Source organism: Streptomyces aureus (assembly GCF_001418135.1).
GTDB classification, from domain to species: domain Bacteria; phylum Actinomycetota; class Actinomycetes; order Streptomycetales; family Streptomycetaceae; genus Streptomyces; species Streptomyces aureus_A.
On the sequence record NZ_LIPQ01000018.1, the window covers coordinates 24,962 to 40,622 of the forward strand.

General features: G+C 69.3%; 13 protein-coding genes. 4 read left to right on the plus strand and 9 right to left on the minus strand.

Annotated features, from left to right (window positions below; all coding sequences use genetic code 11):
- Nucleotides 1-144: 144 nt before the first annotated feature.
- Genes AOK00_RS02205 through AOK00_RS02245 form a run of 9 tightly spaced genes read right to left on the minus strand, consistent with a single transcriptional unit; the run spans nt 145 to nt 9,847 of the window.
- Nucleotides 145-1,620: a non-reducing end alpha-L-arabinofuranosidase family hydrolase gene (locus tag AOK00_RS02205; protein WP_055598627.1), complete on the minus strand. Its 1,476-nt coding sequence runs from the start codon at nt 1,618-1,620 to the stop codon at nt 145-147.
- Nucleotides 1,620-2,366, minus strand: a complete 747-nt coding sequence (locus AOK00_RS02210; RefSeq protein ID WP_055598640.1) for a cupin domain-containing protein — start codon at nt 2,364-2,366, stop codon at nt 1,620-1,622. The genes AOK00_RS02205 and AOK00_RS02210 overlap by 1 nt, the downstream gene beginning before the upstream one ends.
- Nucleotides 2,363-3,223 (minus strand): PmoA family protein, encoded by an 861-nt coding sequence (locus tag AOK00_RS02215; RefSeq protein WP_055598628.1) that lies wholly within the window; start codon nt 3,221-3,223, stop codon nt 2,363-2,365. The genes AOK00_RS02210 and AOK00_RS02215 overlap by 4 nt, the downstream gene beginning before the upstream one ends.
- Nucleotides 3,220-4,266, minus strand: a complete 1,047-nt coding sequence (locus tag AOK00_RS02220) for a Gfo/Idh/MocA family protein (RefSeq protein ID WP_055598629.1) — start codon at nt 4,264-4,266, stop codon at nt 3,220-3,222. Before AOK00_RS02220 ends, AOK00_RS02215 begins: the two co-directional genes overlap by 4 nt.
- Nucleotides 4,263-5,303, minus strand: a complete 1,041-nt coding sequence (locus AOK00_RS02225; protein WP_055598630.1) for an endo-1,4-beta-xylanase — start codon at nt 5,301-5,303, stop codon at nt 4,263-4,265. Before AOK00_RS02225 ends, AOK00_RS02220 begins: the two co-directional genes overlap by 4 nt.
- A 28-nt stretch (nt 5,304-5,331) precedes the next feature.
- Nucleotides 5,332-6,693, minus strand: a complete 1,362-nt coding sequence (locus tag AOK00_RS02230) for a glycoside hydrolase family 30 protein (protein ID WP_254047207.1) — start codon at nt 6,691-6,693, stop codon at nt 5,332-5,334.
- A 52-nt stretch (nt 6,694-6,745) separates the two neighbouring features.
- Nucleotides 6,746-7,576, minus strand: coding sequence for a carbohydrate ABC transporter permease (locus AOK00_RS02235; protein WP_055598632.1), 831 nt, complete (start codon nt 7,574-7,576; stop codon nt 6,746-6,748).
- Nucleotides 7,573-8,550: a carbohydrate ABC transporter permease gene (locus AOK00_RS02240; RefSeq protein WP_437441377.1), complete on the minus strand. Its 978-nt coding sequence runs from the start codon at nt 8,548-8,550 to the stop codon at nt 7,573-7,575. Before AOK00_RS02240 ends, AOK00_RS02235 begins: the two co-directional genes overlap by 4 nt.
- A gap of 4 nt (nt 8,551-8,554) precedes the next feature.
- The gene (locus AOK00_RS02245; RefSeq protein ID WP_055598634.1) at nt 8,555-9,847 is read right to left on the minus strand and encodes an extracellular solute-binding protein; all 1,293 of its coding nucleotides are present in this window, start codon (nt 9,845-9,847) and stop codon (nt 8,555-8,557) included.
- Between the two features lie 264 nt (nt 9,848-10,111).
- Between AOK00_RS02245 and AOK00_RS02250 the strand changes: the two genes are divergently transcribed.
- The 4 genes from AOK00_RS02250 to AOK00_RS39920 all read left to right on the plus strand — a co-directional run.
- Entirely contained in the window at nt 10,112-11,125 is a 1,014-nt protein-coding gene (locus tag AOK00_RS02250) for a LacI family DNA-binding transcriptional regulator (RefSeq protein ID WP_055598635.1), read from the plus strand.
- Between the two features lie 9 nt (nt 11,126-11,134).
- The gene (locus tag AOK00_RS02255; protein WP_055598636.1) at nt 11,135-13,354 is read left to right on the plus strand and encodes a beta-glucosidase; all 2,220 of its coding nucleotides are present in this window, start codon (nt 11,135-11,137) and stop codon (nt 13,352-13,354) included.
- Nucleotides 13,351-14,829: a glycoside hydrolase family 43 protein gene (locus tag AOK00_RS02260; RefSeq protein ID WP_055598637.1), complete on the plus strand. Its 1,479-nt coding sequence runs from the start codon at nt 13,351-13,353 to the stop codon at nt 14,827-14,829. Before AOK00_RS02255 ends, AOK00_RS02260 begins: the two co-directional genes overlap by 4 nt.
- A gap of 354 nt (nt 14,830-15,183) precedes the next feature.
- Nucleotides 15,184-15,661 (plus strand): endo-1,4-beta-xylanase (locus AOK00_RS39920; RefSeq protein WP_437441378.1); only part of this gene is annotated, 478 nt, incomplete at its 3' end.

A 15,661-nucleotide genomic window follows, 5' to 3' on the forward strand; every position in this document is an offset into this window, starting at 1 on the left:
TGCGTCGGCAAAGAATACGACGTGAGACGGGGTCGGTCCGCCGGCGTCGCCCGGTGGGCGGCCGTCACAGGCGACGCCGGTCCCGGACGCGGCCCCGGCCCGTGACCGTGGCGGGCTCGGGTGACCACCGAGCCCGCCACGTCGTCAGCGCTGGAGCGTCAGCAGACCCGGGCGGTAGGCCCACTGGCCGTAGTCACCGCCGGAGTTGGGGTCACGACCCTGGTAGAGGAACTGCAGGTTGCAGGGGTCGATCGTGAAGGTCTGGTCGGCGCCGGCGCGGATCAGCTCGCCGTGGCTGATGTCGTTGGTCCAGGTGGCGCCGCTGTTGGCCTTGCCGGCGAAGGGGTTGCTCTCGGTCGCGGCCTGCGGCGTCCACGAGCCGTTGAGGCTGGTGGCCGTGAACGAGCGGAAGTAGCGGTGTTCGCTCGCGCCCCGGGCCTCGACGATCATGAGGTACTGGTTCTGGTCCTTGACCTTGTAGACCTGGGGCGCCTCGAAGAGGTTCTTCTCCGTGTCGCTCATGATCGTCGTGTAGGACGAGCCGAAGCTGCTCGGGAAGTTCCCGATCGGCATGCTGGCCCGGTAGATCTTGCCGTTGTCACCGGCGAAGAACAGGTACATGTTCGTCCCGTCGCCGATGAGCGTCTGGTCGATGGGGCCCGTTCCCGACCCGGCGATGGTTCCGGAGAAGAGCTCCTGCTCCGCCGACCAGCCGTTCGGGTTGGTGGGGTCGCTCGACGTCCGGTAGGAGAAGGCGGTCCTGCCCCACTGGTAGGCGAGCACCCAGATGTTCTTCGGCGCGAAGTAGAAGAGCGTGGGTGCGACGACGGAATTCGACATCTTGTTCTGGCCCGTCGTGGCCATCTGGGACCAGTCGGTGAACGGGGTGAAGTTCATCGAGCCCCAGCCCACTCCCGTCCCCGTGGTGCCGTGGGTCGTCGCGTAGACGAGGTGCTTGCCGTTGTGGGGGGCGACGGTGAAGTCCTTGAGCGAGGCCCATCCGGCCTTGGGCTGCGCCAGCGCGCCCGTCGACGACCAGCGGTACGTCGAGGGAAGGGCACAGGTGCCGGGGGTTCCGCCGGCGACCTTGACGAGCTGCCACTGCTGGTTGGCGCCGCCCCAGTCGTCGTACTGGACGACGTTCGCGTTGTCGGCGGTGGAGCCGCCCTGGACTTCGAGGGCCTTGCCGCTGTGGCGGGCGACGAGCCTGATGTGACCGTCCGCGCTGTCGGCCGGCCGCCACTGCTGGTTGGTGCCGTTCACGTCCGTCCACTGGACGATCGCGCCGCCGTTGGCGGTGGAACTGTTCTGGACGTGCAGGACCTTGCCCGAGTGGCGGGACTTGACGCGGTAGTAGCCGTCGCCGGAGGCGACGAACTGCCACTGCTGCTGGTTCTGGTCGTTCCTGGTCCACTGGGTGATGCGGGCGCCGTCGCCGGTCGCGAGGTTGTAGACGTCCAGGGCCTTTCCGCTGTTGCGGTTGACCAGCACGTACCAGGCGTTGGTGTCGATGGTGGCCGCGGCGGCGGGCGGGGCATTGAGGAGAGTGGCCCCGAGCAGCAAGGACGACAGGACCGCGAGGACGAGACTCAGGATCAGGGGTGGATGGCGAAACCTCATCAGGAGGGCTCCTTCGGGGGTGGGAGGTGAGGTGACTCCGACGAGCCGCGCGGCGGCCGCGTCGTCAGGGGGACGGGGACGGGATAGGCGTGGAGAAGGCCGCACATGCCGAAGAGCGGTTCCTCCGGGCGCTCCAGCCGCGACACGTCGCCGTGATCGAGGTGGGAGAGGTCTCCGGTCTTCAGCCCTGCCAGTTGGCAGCCGGTGGCGAGGGTCGCCGCCAGCGGGCCGTCACGCCAGCGGAACCACCAGGCGTCAAGGAGGTCGCGCTTCAGGCGGTGGGCCGCGGCGTGGAACTCCCGCAGCCCACCTTCACGCAGGGCCAGGAAGCCTTCGAGTGCCAGGTCGCGGCGGCGGCGCGCCGCCGCGGCGTGGTCGCCGGTCAGGACGGCCGCCGCCCGGTAGGCGTCGGGATCGGCCAGTACGGGAGGGGGGAAGGTGAAGACGGCGTCGCCCGCCTCGGGAAGTCCGCTGTTCTGCATGAGGACCACGAGACGCAGGGCGCCGGCGTTGACGAGACGGTGGATCGTTCCGGGGGTGAACCAGACGACGTCACCGGGGCGCAGCGGCGTGTCGGTGAAACCGGAGGTGGTGAGGGTCTGGACGCTGCCGGATCCGCCGATCACGACGTAGGCCTCGGAGCAGACGAGGTGCATGTGGGGGGTGCCGCCGCACAGCCCGTCGGCGGCCTCCCAGTCGTACACGGTCAGCCCGGAGATCCCCACCCCGCCGGGGAGCGGAGTCACCACGGGTGTTCCTCGACGTGGCGGGACAGGCGCGCGAGGGTCCACGCGTCGTCGGCCACGACGATCCGGTAACGGCGCGACAGGGTGTCGCCCGGGGCCAGCGGCAGTTCCTTGCCGAACGCCAGGGACGGGTTGACGGCGGGAAGGGGCTCACTGCGGACGAACCAGTGGCCGGGGACGTCCGGATCGTCCAGGAAGAGCAGAGTGGAGGAGCGGTCGACCTCGTCGTGCCTGCCGATGAAGGCCAGCCACTCGCCCTGCTCGCCCATGCCGGGGCCGATCACGTCACCGCCGGTGAAGTCACGCGGGCCGCGCCAGAACAGACCCGAGTATCCGGCGAGTTCTCTGCCCTGGGTGCCGGGGCTGCCGAACATCAGGTCGGTGTCCAGGACGTTGGTCAGCGCGGTGGTGATCTCCAGGGTCCAGGAGCCGGCCTCGACGTCCCGCGCGGTGAGCGTGCGACGCTCGTCGATCCAGTGCTCCCCCGCCATCGTGTGCCAGGCCAGGTGCTCGGTGACGACGGCACGGCCGTGACTCGTCTCGCCGGACACGGTGAGGCTGCGCATCGTGCCGAGGTTCGGCAGGTCGACATAGCCCCGGCCCCGCAGGTACGTGCCGCCGCCCCAGAAGTTCTGTCCCGACACCCATGACGCCGTGAACTGGACGCCCTTGTGCCAGCGGTGGTCGTGCGGCCGGTATCCGGTCACCACGTCGCCGGCGAGCGTACGCACCGGATGCAGGTAGGGCTTCGGTGCCTCGAAGGGGTCCATGACCGGCCGGTGCACATAGCGGAAGAGGTCGACCCCGCGAGCCCGGACGATCAGCGAGTCCTCCTTCTCGAGGAGTTCGAACGTCATCGGAGAGCCTCCGGTCGTCCCCCGTCGAGTGAGCCGTAGAACGGATCGGTCGCGTCGATCTCTCCGCGCCGGACCGGCAGGCCGGTGATCGCTGCCTTGTAGAGGGCGGTGACCAGTTCCATGGTGGGCCTGCCCAGGTCGGGCCGGAGCCCGGCCTCGTAGCCGTCCAGGAAGTCCGCGAGCTGGGCGGTGTGCGAGCTGGGCAGGTCGTCCGGCGGCTCCCACTTCGCGTGGGGCGACCTGGCGGTGAACGTCCAGTCCGCGTTGGAGTAGCCGTACAGGTGCCGGAGTTCGACCGTGGCGTCGGTGAGGTCGAACCGCAGATAGCTCTCCTCGCGTGGGGAGAGGACGCTGTTGACGACCGTCGCGATGGCTCCGGTCTCGAACCGGACCAGGGCCGTGGACACGTCCTCGGTCTGGACGTCGCGCTCCAGCCGGCCGGCCATCGCACGCACCTCTGCCCATGCGCCGAGCACGTCCAGCATCAGATCCATCTGATGGATGCCGTGGCTCAGGGTCGGGCCACCGCCCTCGCTGCGCCAGGTGCCGCGCCAGGGCACCTCGTAGTAGGCGTCGTCGCGGTACCACGCCGTGACGCACTGCGCGACCAAGGGACGTCCCAGGGTCCCGGCCGCGATCCGGTCGCGCAGGTATCGGGCGCCCGAGCCGTACCTGTGCTGGAACACCGCGCCCGCGACGGCGGGGCCTTCGGCGGCTTGGATCCGGTCGAGCTCGGCCAGCGACAGTGCCACCGGCTTCTCGCACCACACCCACGCCCCCGACTCCAGGCACGCCACGGCCTGTTCGGCGTGCCAAGACGGCGGCGTGCACAGATGCACGACGTCCGGGCGCTGTTCGTCGAGCATCGTGTGCAGGTCTGTGTAGACCGCGGGGATGCCGTGCTCGGTCGCGAACGCCTCGGCGCGCGTGGCGTCCACGTCGACGGCCGCCACGATCTCGGCCCGGTGCGCCTGTGCGCGGAGAGCGGGAACGTGGCAGATGCCGGCGATCCCGCCCGTACCCACGATCGCCGTTCTGATCATCCGCCCAGCACCTCCCTGATCGCGTGGTAGGCGGGCTTGGGCGTCAGGTTCTCGTCGTAGGGCAGCGCGGCGCCCTCGCCGGGGAACACGGAGGGGATCCACGAGTACTTGTCGGTGTAGTCCCAGATGGTGACGCCGACGCACTTCCTGACCGCCAGGCAGGCCTTGACGTAGTCGGCGTACCAGGTGGCCTGGGTGGCGAGCTTTTCCGGGGTCGCGGGGAGGTTCATCCGGATGTCGAGCTCGGTGACAGCGACCTCGACGCCGAGGTCGGCGAAGCGCTGCATGTTCTGCTTGATGTCGGCGGGGAAGCCGTACTGGAGCGCCAGGTGCCCCTGGATGCCGAAGCCCTCCACCGGGACGCCGTCGGCCTTCAGCTGCTTGATCAGGTGGTAGTAGGCGTCGCTCTTGGGGCCGATCCCGTCGACGTTGTAGTCGTTGAGGTACAGCTTGGCGTGCGGGTCGACCTCGTGGGCCCAGCGCAGGGCGTCGGCGATGTAGCCGGGGCCGAGCGTCTTGTAGAAGACCGACTCGCGGTAGGTGCCGTCCTCGTTGAAGGCCTCGTTGACGACGTCCCAGTGGATGACCTTGCCCTTGTAGTGCCGGGCCACCTTCTGGATGTGGTTCTTGAGGACGGGGCGCAGCTCCTCGGCGGTCCAGCTGCGCTCGGTGAGCCAGGCGGGGAGCTGGCTGTGCCAGACGAGGGTGTGGCCGCGGACCTTCTGGTGGTGGGCCTTGGCGAAGGCCACGACCTCGTCGCCGGCGGTGAAGTCGAAGACGCCGGGCTCGGGTTCGGTGGCGTACCACTTCATGGCGTTGCCGGGGGTGGTCTGCCCGAACTCGCTGCCGAGGAGCTTCAGATAGGCGGCGTCGGTGAACTCGGGGTTGTCGGTGGCCGAGCCGAAGTACTTGTGTTGCTTCCTGGCCAGTTCGCCGAGCGTCATGGGACGCGGCTCGGCGGTCGCGGGCGCGGCGGCGAGGCCGGCCGCGAGGCAGACGGCGGCGGACAGGGCGATGAGGTGCCGGGACAGGGACATGGATGACTCCTCGGAGGGGTCCGTCGTTTCAGTCGAGGACGATCGTGGTCAGCGCGCGCGGGGCGAACGTGGCCGTGAGGGTCGTGCCGTGCGCGGAGACGACGTCGACCGGGGTGAGCGAGCGGGTCTCGTCGGTGACGTAGACATCGGGGTGGCGGTCGTGCCCGCCTCGAAGGGTGAAGGCCGCGGACCTTCCGGTGGTCGCGGTGTTGAGGATCTCGATCACGCGACTGCCGTCGGTGTTGCGGAAGGCGGTGATCCGCAGCGACGGGTCGACATTCGTGACCGGCACACGGACGGCATCGGGGCGGATGAAGCGGCTGAAGGCGGCCAGCGCCCAGTACCGCTTGGACACCCGGTAGTCGTCTCCGGGGTCGGCGAGCTGGATGAGGCCCCGGGTCGCACCGAGGGACGCGCCGGTCCAGTAGACGTAGGCGTTGGCGTTGCCGACGGTCAGGGTGTGCTGGATGTCGGCCGCGACGGTGAAACCGTCGTAGCCGCTGCCGTCGTCCCAGCTCTCGTTCCAGGTGGTGCCGTCCGGCGACCATTCCGACATCCACACACGCTTGTCGGTGGGTTGCGGAACCTCGGTCGGGCCGCTGTAGCGGTGGCCGGTGACGGTCCGCACGGCCTTGTCAGCCGCCGGGTCCGCCTCGATGGCCTCTGTGTAGGCCACCTGGCGGTCCCAGCCCGCGGCGTCGCAGCAGACCACCCCGGTCTTCAGTCCGGATGCGCGGACGGTCGGCCCGAGCACCTTGAGGAAGTCGACGGCCTGCTGCGGGGTGAACCGCATCGAGGCGTACGTCGCCGTCCAGTCGGGTTCGTTGGTGAATCCCAGGTCGGTGATCCCGATGCCTTCCCGCTGGTAGAACTTGGCGTACTGGACGAGGTAGTTCGCGTAGGCCTGACGCCATTCGGGCAGGAGCTCTCCGCCGTCGTTCTCGCTGCCGTTGGTCTTCATGAAGGCCGGCGCGCTCCAGGCGTCGGCGAAGAACCGTTCGACGCCGTACGCCTTGGCCTCCTTGGCGAGCCAGACCTGACCGCCGTCCCAGCCGTCCCAGACGTACTTCGGCGGAGCGCCCGGCCCGCCGGGATCGGTCGGCAGGATCGTCGGCATGTGGTCGTACACCCGGTCGGTCGACGACCCGATGCCCAGGCGCAGGATCGACAGGCCGGCGCCCTTCCTCTTGCTGAGCAGCAGGTCGAGCACCTCGCGCCGCTTTGTAGGGCTGAGGCCGCGCGCGCCGTGCAGCAGGTCGGCCCGCTGGAAGGCCATGGAGAAGCCGAATCCGTCGATGGGCTGGAGTGCGGCCCGGAAGTCGATGGCGGGGCCCGTGTCGGGTGGCGCGGGGTCAGCGGCGGCAACGTGAGTTGTTAGCGCTAACAGCATGACTGCCGTCAGAGCGGTCAGGCGTTTCACGGAGTCTCCTCGGGGGTGGAGGTCAGCCCTTGGTGGCGCCGGCGGTGAGGCCGCCGATCAGCTGGCGCTCGGCGACGGCGTAGAAGGCGAGGGCGGGGACCATGGCGAGCACGATGTAGGCGAGGACGAGCGCGAAGTCGGTCGAGTACTGGCCCTGGAACTGCTGGACGCCGACCGGGATCGTCTGCCATTTCGGATCGCTGAACACCAGCAGCGGCAGGAAGAAGTTGTTCCAGCTCGCGACGACCGCCAGCACCGAGACCGTACCGAGCGCCGGACGTGCCATCGGCAGCAGGATCTTCCAGAAGAAGCGGAGCTTGCCGCAGCCGTCCACGGTGGCGGCCTCCTCGATCTCAGCCGGGATGGTCCGGAAGAAGCCGCGCAGGATCACGATCGTCATGGGAAGCCCGAAAGCCGCCTGTGGGAGGATCACTCCGAGCGGATTGTCCAACAGGCCGAAGGTGCGCAGCATGAGGAAGAGCGGCAGGACGGCCACCGCGAACGGGAACATCAACCCGATCGTGAAGAGCGTGTAGAACAACTCCCGTCCCCGGAAGGCATAACGGGCCAGCACGAACGCCGCCATCGCGGAGGCCGCGACCGTGCAGACCGTCGTACCGATCGCGATTCCCGCGCTGTTGGCGATCTGCCGCCAGAACATTCCGTCGCTGAGAATTCCGGTGTAGTTTCCGGTCTTCCACTGCTCCGGCAGCCCGAACGGATTCGTCGTGAGTTCGCCGGTGCTCTTGAACCCGGAGATCACCGCGTAGAGCAGCGGCACGGCGACGAACGCGGCGATCAGCCAGACCACGGCGTGCAGTGAGAGACCGCGTGCCGTCCGGCGGGCGTTCATCGGCGGCCTCCCGAGGTGACGGCCCCGCTCAGATCACGTCGGAGCACGTAGCGCTGGTAGAAGAGGGAGAAGACCAGGCTGATCATGAACAGCACCACACTGATCGCGCTGGCGTAGCCGACCTGGTACCGCTTGAACCCGAACTGGAACATCGCGATCGCCATCGTCTCGGAGGAGTGGTTGGGTCCGCCCGCGGTCATGACCCAGACGAGGTCGAAGAGCTGGATGGACCCGATGATCGACAGGAAGACGCTGATCCGGATGGTCGGACCGAGCAGCGGCAGCGTCACGTGCCGGAAGCGCTGCCAGGCTCCTGCGCCGTCGATGGCGGCGGCCTCGAGGATCTCGGACGGGATGCCCTGCAGTCCGGCGAGGAAGAGCATCATGTGGAAGCCGAAGTACTTCCAGATCATGACCACGAAGAGGGTCGGCATGACCGTCGAGGGATCGGCGAGCCACTTGCCCTGCCATCCCTCCAGACCCAGGAGGCCGGCGAGATGGTCGGCCATGCCGGCGCCGGGCAGGAAGATCATCGTGAAGAGGACCGCCGTGACCACCTCGGACAGGATGTACGGGGCGAAGAACAGCATCCGGTAGACGGCCCGGCCACGGAGCCTCTGGTTGAGCAGGACCGCGGTGAACAGGGCGAACGGCAGCTGGATCGTGATCGACAGGACGATCAGGTACAGCCCGCGCCCCAGGTCGCCGAGGAAGACCTCGTCGTCGAAGAGCCTGGTGTAGTTCGCGAAGCCGACGAAATCGTCCATGGGGCCGATCCCGCCCCATTTGAAGAAGCCGGTGTACACGGCGACGATGATCGGGGCGAGCACGAAGACGAGGAAGAGGACGAGGGCCGGGACGAGGAACCAGGCGACCGACGCCCAGTCGCCCCACCCGCGCAGGCGCGACCGGGCCGGGACGGGCCGGTGCGCCGGCGCGGCTTCCTCCGTCCGCTCCTCAGCCAGAGTGGACACGGCGCTAGGCACTCTTCGCAGCCTCGGTGATCGACGTGGTGACCTGCTCGGGGGTCTTCTTGCCGGCTATGAGGTCGGCGACGCTGTCGTTGACCTCCTGACCGACCGCCGGAGGGTAGGCCTGGTCGAGGAAGAGCTGGAAGCCCGTCGCCTTGACCAGGCTCGCGGCCACCACCTTCTTGTTGACGTCGGTGAGCCGGCTCTCCGCACCCTTGACCACCGGCAGATAGCCGTTGGAGGCCAGCAGCTTGGACTCGTTCTCCAGGACGAAGAACCTCAGGAAGTCCAGCGCCTCCTTCGGGGCACCCTTGCGCAACGCGAAGCCACCGCCGCCACCGAACACCTCGGTGGCCTGCCCCACACCTCCGTCGACCGTGGGGAAGGGGAAGAAGCCCAGGTCCGCTCCGAGGTCGGCGCCCGCGTCCTTCTGCACCGACGGCCCCCACTGCCCCATCAGCTCCATGGCGGCCTTGCCGTTGCCCATGGTCGCGGCCTGCCCGCCGGGGGTGGCGTAGCCGGCGCCGAGAAAGGCCGTCTGGAACGGCTGGAGGTCGACGAGCTCCTTGAGGTGGGCGCCCGCCCGGACGAAGCCGGCGCCGGTGAAGTCCTTGGTGGTCGCGGCCTCCTGCAACGCGGGGAGGCCGGCGACGCGCATCGCGAGATAGGCCCAGTAGTAGTGGCCCGGCCACTTCTCCTTGCCCGCGAGGGCGATCGGGGTGATGCCCGCCGCCTTGAGCTTCCTGACGTCGTCGAGGAACTCGGCCCAGGTGGCCGGCGGGGCGGTGATCCCGGCTTCGGCGAAGAGCTTCTTGTTGTACCAGAAGCCGACCATGCCGATGTCGTAGGGCACCCCGTAGGTGCGGCCGCCGAACTGGTAGGCCTGCAGCGAGACCGGGGTGAGGGCGGTCGACCAGTCCAGGACATCGGTGAGGTCCTCGACCAGCCCCGCGTCGACCTGCTGCTGCAGCACACCGCCGCCCCAGGTCTGGAAGACGTCGGGCAGCTTCCCCGAAGAGGTGGTCGCGGTCAGTTTGGACTTGAAGGCCTCGTTCTCCAGCGAGGTCGTGTTGATCGCGACGTTCGGGTGAGCGGTCGTGTAGGCCGAGGAGATCCGCGGGAAGAGGGACTTGCCCGGCTCCGTCGTGGCGATGTTCCACCACTCGAACGTCACCTTGCCGTCGGCCGACGGCCCGCCGTCCGATGCGCCCGCTCCGCAGGCCGCGGTCATGGAGACGGACAGTGCGGTGAAGCCCGCGAGCGCGAGGAAGTTTCGTCGGCTCGGGGGGTTGCTGGCCATGGGACCTCCGTGAGGGGATGCCGGGTTCGATGCCGGGCCACTGCCGGGTTCAGTGCCGATGTCACGCTCGAAAACTTTTCGAAATACTCTCGAATTGCGTGGTGCCATAAACTAGGAACACCGGGCTGCACGGTCAAGACTTCTCACCGATTTATCTTGGATCACCGCTTGAGCACGGGCTTGACAAGCAGTCGCGCCGACCAGAAACTCTTCGAAAGTTTGCGATACCCCGTCGGCGACCGACGGCGTCGAGGAGGAGAGAAGTTGAGCGAGCAGCGTGCGACTCTGGCGGTCATCGCCGCGGAGGCAGGGGTCTCCCAGGCCACTGTCTCCAAGGTGATCAACGGCCGGTCCGACGTCGCGCCCTCGACACGCGAACGGATCGAAGCACTGCTGCGATCCCACAACTACCTCCAGCCCGGCCGGCAGAACAGGGCTCGCAGATCGGGCCTCGTCGACCTGATCATCGGCGGCCTGGACAGCGCGTGGGCGGTGGAGATACTGCGCGGCGTCGAGGCCGAGTGCGCCCAGCGGGGCGTCGGCACCGTCGTGTCGCTCGTGCCACCGGGCGAGGCCACTCCGTCGAGCTGGGCCACCCTGCCGGTCCAGCACCACAGCGACGGCGTCATCCTCGTCACCGCCTCGGTCACCCAGGCCCAGCGCGCCCAGGTCGAACGGGGCGGGGTGGCACTGGTCGTCATCGACCCGATCGACCTGCCGGGCAACGGCGTGCCGAGCATCGGCGCGACCAACTGGGCGGGCGGCCTCGCCGCCACCGAGCACCTGCTGGACATGGGGCACCGCCGGATCGCCGCGATCGGCGGGCGCAAGGAGATGCTCTGCAGCCAGGCCCGCATCGACGGCTACCGGGCCGCTCTGGAGCGGGCCGGGATCGAGGTCGACCGCGACCTGATCCGGTTCGGCGACTTCCAGCACGAGGGCGGGTTCCGGTGTGCCCAGGAGCTGCTCGCCCTGCCCGAGCCGCCGACGGCCGTCTTCGCCGGGAGCGACCAGCAGGCGATGGGCGTCTACGAGGCCGCCCGGCAGGGCGGACTGAGCATCCCGAGGGACCTCAGTGTGGTCGGTTTCGACGACCTGCCGATGTGCGACTGGCTGTCACCTCCGCTGACGACGGTGCGTCAGCCGCTGGAGGAGATGGGCCGGCTCGCCGCCCGCACATTGTTCCAGCTTCTGGAGGACCAGCCCCTGGTCAGCCCCCGGATGGAGCTCTCGACCGAGCTCAAGGTCCGGCTCTCCACCGCCTCGCCCCGCCCCTAGGAGAACCCCTTGACCGAGCCCTGGCGTGATCCTCTCCTGCCCGCTTCCGTGCGAGTCGCCGATCTGCTGAGTCGGATGACGCTGGAAGAGAAGGCGGGGCAACTCACCGGCTTCTGGGCGCTGCCCTCGAATCCCGGAGTACCCGTCGCGCCGATGGAGGACGATTCCAGCGAGCCGGCGCCGGGCCTCGACGACATCGTCGGGTACGGTCTCGGCCAGCTCACCCGGGTGTACGGAACCGCGCCGATCACCGCGGAAGCCGGTATGGAGCGCCTCGCCTCACTCCAGCGCCAGGTGACCGGGTCCGGCCGGTTCGGTATTCCGGCGATCGCTCACGAGGAGTGCCTGACCGGGTTCATGACGTTCGGGGCCACGGTCTTCCCCGGGCCGCTCGCCTGGGGCGCGTCCTTCGATCCCGGCCTCGTGCGGCGGATGGCCGGAGCCATCGGCGAGGGGATGCGGCGGGTCGGCGTCCATCAGGGACTGGCCCCGGTGCTCGACGTGGTCCGCGACTACCGGTGGGGAAGGACCGAGGAGTGCATCGGCGAGGACCCCTATCTCGTCGGAGCGATCGGCACCGCCTACGTACAGGGCCTGGAAGGCGCCGGCGTCGTGGCGACGCTCAAGCATTTCGCCGGATACTCGGCCTCTCGCGGCGGCCGGAACATGGCCCCCGTCGCCTCGGGGCCGCGCGAGTTCGCCGACGTGCTGGTCGAGCCTTTCGTACGGGCGCTGCGCGAGGGAGGCGCACGGTCGGTGATGAACAGCTACACCGACGTGGACGGTGTCCCGGTCGCCGCCGACGAACACCTGCTGACCGGACTGCTCAGGGACGAGCTCGGTTTCGGCGGTGTCGTCGTCGCCGACTACTACTCCGTCTCCTTCCTGGAGACCCGGCACGGCGTCGCCGGGTCTCGCGGCGCGGCCGGCGCGCTGGCGTTGACCGCCGGAATCGACGTCGAGCTGCCCACCGCCCGTTGCTACGGCGAGCCGCTGACCGCACTCGTACGGTCGGGAGACGTTCCCGGGGAGCTCGTCGACCGGGCCGCGGAGCGGGTCCTGCTGCAGAAGGCCGAACTCGGTCTGCTCGACCCCGACTGGGAACCCGTCAAGCCCGAGCCCGTCGAGCTCGACCCGCCGGAGAACCGGGCACTGGCCAGGCTCCTGGCCGAGCGGTCCACCGTGCTGCTCGCCAACGACGGCATCCTGCCACTGCGCCCGTGCCGGGTCGCGGTCAGCGGGCCGTACGCCGACGACCCCCACTCGTTCCTCGGCTGCTACTCCTTCCCCAACCACGTGGCGCTGCCCGGCGACCCCGGGCTGGAGATCCCGACGCTCGGCGAGGCGCTCACCTCTGCCGGGTTCACGGTCACAGCGGAGGATCCGGAGGTGAACGTGCTCGTACTCGGCGACCGGGCCGGCATGTTCGGCCGGGGGACCTCGGGAGAGGGCTGTGACGCCGAGACCCTCGAACTGCCCGGCGACCAGGCCGCACTCGCCTCCGCCGTGCTGGACTCCGGGGTGCCGACCGTCCTGGTCCTCGTCTCCGGACGCCCCTACGCGCTCGGCTCGCTCGCCGACCGCGCGGCGGCCGTCGTCCAGGCCTTCTTCCCCGGCGAAGAGGGCGGGACGGCCCTGGCCCGGATCATCAGCGGGGCCGCGGAGCCATCCGGGCGGCTCCCCGTCTCCATCCCCCGCCAGGTCGGCGGACAGCCCGGTACCTACCTGCACTCCGCGTTGGGCGGGCACACCGACTGGAGCTCGGTGGACCCGACTCCGCTGTTCCCGTTCGGGCACGGGCTGAGCTGGACCAGCTTCACCTGCTCGGATCTCTCGGTGGATCCCGTCGCCCCCACGGACGGAGCCGTCTCCGTCGCGGTCACCGTACGCAACGTCGGCGAGGTGGCCGGGACCGAGGTGGTCCAGCTGTACCTGTCGGACCCCGAGGCGTCCGTCGTCCGGCCCCGGCGGTGGCTGGCCGGATTCGGCAGAGTCGAGCTGCGGCCGGGCGAGGCCGCCCGGATCACCTTCTCCGTCCACGCCGACCGGACCTCCTTCACCGGGGTCGATCTGCGAAGGAGAGTGGAAGCCGGAGTGATCGACGTGGCCGTCGGACGGTCCAGCGGAGACCTCCCGCTCCACGGCTCCTTCACCCTGCACGGCCCCGTACGTCACCCGGCGGCCGACCGCGTGCTGTCCGTGCCGGTCGAGATCGTCCCGGTCCCATGAGTAAGGCCTTCGACGATCCCGTGCTGCCCGGGTTCCGGCCCGACCCGTCCGTCTGCCGGGTGGGGGCGGACTACTACCTGGTGACGTCCAGCTTCGAGTGGTTCCCGGGGCTCCCCGTGTTCCACAGCCGCGATCTCGTGAACTGGCGACGTCTCGGCTCCGCGCTGGACCGGCCGTCCCAGCTCGACCTCGACGGGTGCGAGCCTTCCCGCGGCCTGTTCGCACCGACGATCCGGCACCATGACGGGCTCTTCCACCTCGTCTGCACGCTGATGGACGGCCCCGGACATTTCGTCGTCACGGCGGCCGACCCGGCCGGGCCGTGGTCGGAACCGTACTGGCTGGAGGGAGAGGGCTTCGACCCGTCGCTGTTCTTCGACGACGGGCCGGACGGAGACGGCCGGGCCTGGTTCACCGCCGCCCGCGTGCTGGACGAGGCCGCCGGCCGCACCGAGATCTGGATGCGTGAGTACCTTCCCGGTGAACGGAGGCTCACTGGACCCGAGTACGTCCTGTGGTCGGGAAGCCGGACGGGCGCCCGCTGGTCGGAGGCCCCGCACATCTACAGGATCGACGGTACCTATCTCCTGCTCACCGCGGAGGGCGGTACCGACGTGGACCACAGCGTGGTGGCCGCCCGCGCCGCCCACGTCACCGGCCCGTACGAGGGCGCCCCCGGCAACCCGGTCCTACCTCCCGCCCGGAAGGGCCCCGTCACCTGCACCGGGCACGCCGACCTCGTGCAGACCCCGGACGGCGACTGGCGGGCCGTCCTCCTGGGCGTCCGCCCGGGCTCCGCCATCGGCCGCGAGACCTTCCTCAGCAGGGTCACCTGGAACGACGGCTGGCCGGTCTTCGCCCCTGTCGACCACACGAGCCCCCGGCGCTGTCTCCAGGACGACTTCGCCGCGCTCTCCACCGACTGGAGCACCCTGCGCACCCCACGCACGCCGTTCTGGACGACCGGGGACGGACTCCGCCTCCGGCTCCGCCCCGAACACCTCGGCGAACGGACCGTCCCGTCCCTCCTGGCCCGCCCCCAGGAACAACCCGACTGCGACGTGTCCACCGAACTGCACTTCGCTCCCGCAGCACCGGGCGAACAGGCCGGCCTCGCCGTCGTCCTCGACGACGACACCCACCTCCTCTTCCTTCGCACCGAGGAAGGGCTCGTCCTCCGCCACGGGCCCGAGGTCCTGGCCGGCGTTCCCGTCCCCCCGGGGCCCGTTCGCCTGGGGGTCCGCGTCCGGGGCTTCAGCCACACCTTCGCCCATGCGGCGCCAGACGGGGCCTGGCAGGACCTGGCCACCGTCGAAGCCACCTTCCTCAGGCCGCTCTTCACCAGCGTCCAGCTCGGCCTCTACGCCACCTCCCACGGCCGCCCGTCCACGAACCAGGCCCACTTCACTTGGTTCGACATCACGTATCCGAACCGCCCCTCCGGGGCGACGGGCATCGACGACCTGGAAATGTGAACCGAGGCAATCCCTCACTTATGAAGGAAGCAGTCCCTGTCGAATAACTTTCGGCAGGGACTGCTTCGTCATGACGCTTCCGTAATTCCCTGACAGGCCCCCCAAAGGACCACGCCGGCCCCATCATCGGGCCGCATTACCGAAAACCCTCCGAAACACTTGACATGTTCCTGTGGTGTTTCCAGACTGATTCCCGAGGCGCCGCCGGCCCTTTGCCCCGCTTGCCGCGGTGCCGGTCTCGAATCATTGCGCCCTGATGGTCCGCGCCCTTTTCCACAGACGCGGACATCGCCGTCGCGGAATTCTTCCGCCGCGCTCGAATCCATCCGTGATTTCCGTACTGGAGGTCCAGTCATGCGTTTACACGCCACCCCGTCCACCGTCCGCCGGAAAACAGGTGGCCTCTGCGCGGCGCTCATCGTCGGCGTCCTCGCCTCCGCCACCGTGCTGGTGGCGCCGCCGACCTCACACGCCGCCGAGAGCACGCTCGGCAGCGCGGCGGCGCAGACCGGCCGGTACTTCGGCACCGCCATCGCGTCGGGCAGGCTCAACGACTCGACGTACACGACGATCGCGAACCGCGAGTTCAACTCGGTGACGGCCGAGAACGAGATGAAGATCGACGCCACCGAACCCCAGCAGGGCCGGTTCGACTTCACCGCCGGCGACCGCGTCCACAACTGGGCGGTGCAGAACGGCAAGCAAGTGCGGGGCCACACCCTGGCCTGGCACTCCCAGCAGCCCGCCTGGATGCAGAGCCTCAGCGGCAGCGCGCTGCGCCAGGCCATGAACAACCACATCAACGGCGTGATGGCCCACTACAAGGGCAAGA

Excerpts from the sequence above, each read along its gene's own strand:
- AOK00_RS02260 (WP_055598637.1), top strand. The coding sequence starts at position 13,351 with ATGAGTAAGGCCTTCGACGATCCCGTGCTGCCCGGGTTCCGGCCCGAC.
- AOK00_RS02225 (WP_055598630.1), bottom strand. The coding sequence starts at position 5,303 with ATGTCCCTGTCCCGGCACCTCATCGCCCTGTCCGCCGCCGTCTGCCTC.
- AOK00_RS02215 (WP_055598628.1), bottom strand. The coding sequence starts at position 3,223 with ATGACGTTCGAACTCCTCGAGAAGGAGGACTCGCTGATCGTCCGGGCT.
- AOK00_RS02235 (WP_055598632.1), bottom strand. The coding sequence starts at position 7,576 with ATGAACGCCCGCCGGACGGCACGCGGTCTCTCACTGCACGCCGTGGTC.
- AOK00_RS02205 (WP_055598627.1), bottom strand. The coding sequence starts at position 1,620 with ATGAGGTTTCGCCATCCACCCCTGATCCTGAGTCTCGTCCTCGCGGTC.
- AOK00_RS02220 (WP_055598629.1), bottom strand. The coding sequence starts at position 4,266 with ATGATCAGAACGGCGATCGTGGGTACGGGCGGGATCGCCGGCATCTGC.
- AOK00_RS02230 (WP_254047207.1), bottom strand. The coding sequence starts at position 6,693 with ATGCTGTTAGCGCTAACAACTCACGTTGCCGCCGCTGACCCCGCGCCA.
- AOK00_RS02245 (WP_055598634.1), bottom strand. The coding sequence starts at position 9,847 with ATGGCCAGCAACCCCCCGAGCCGACGAAACTTCCTCGCGCTCGCGGGC.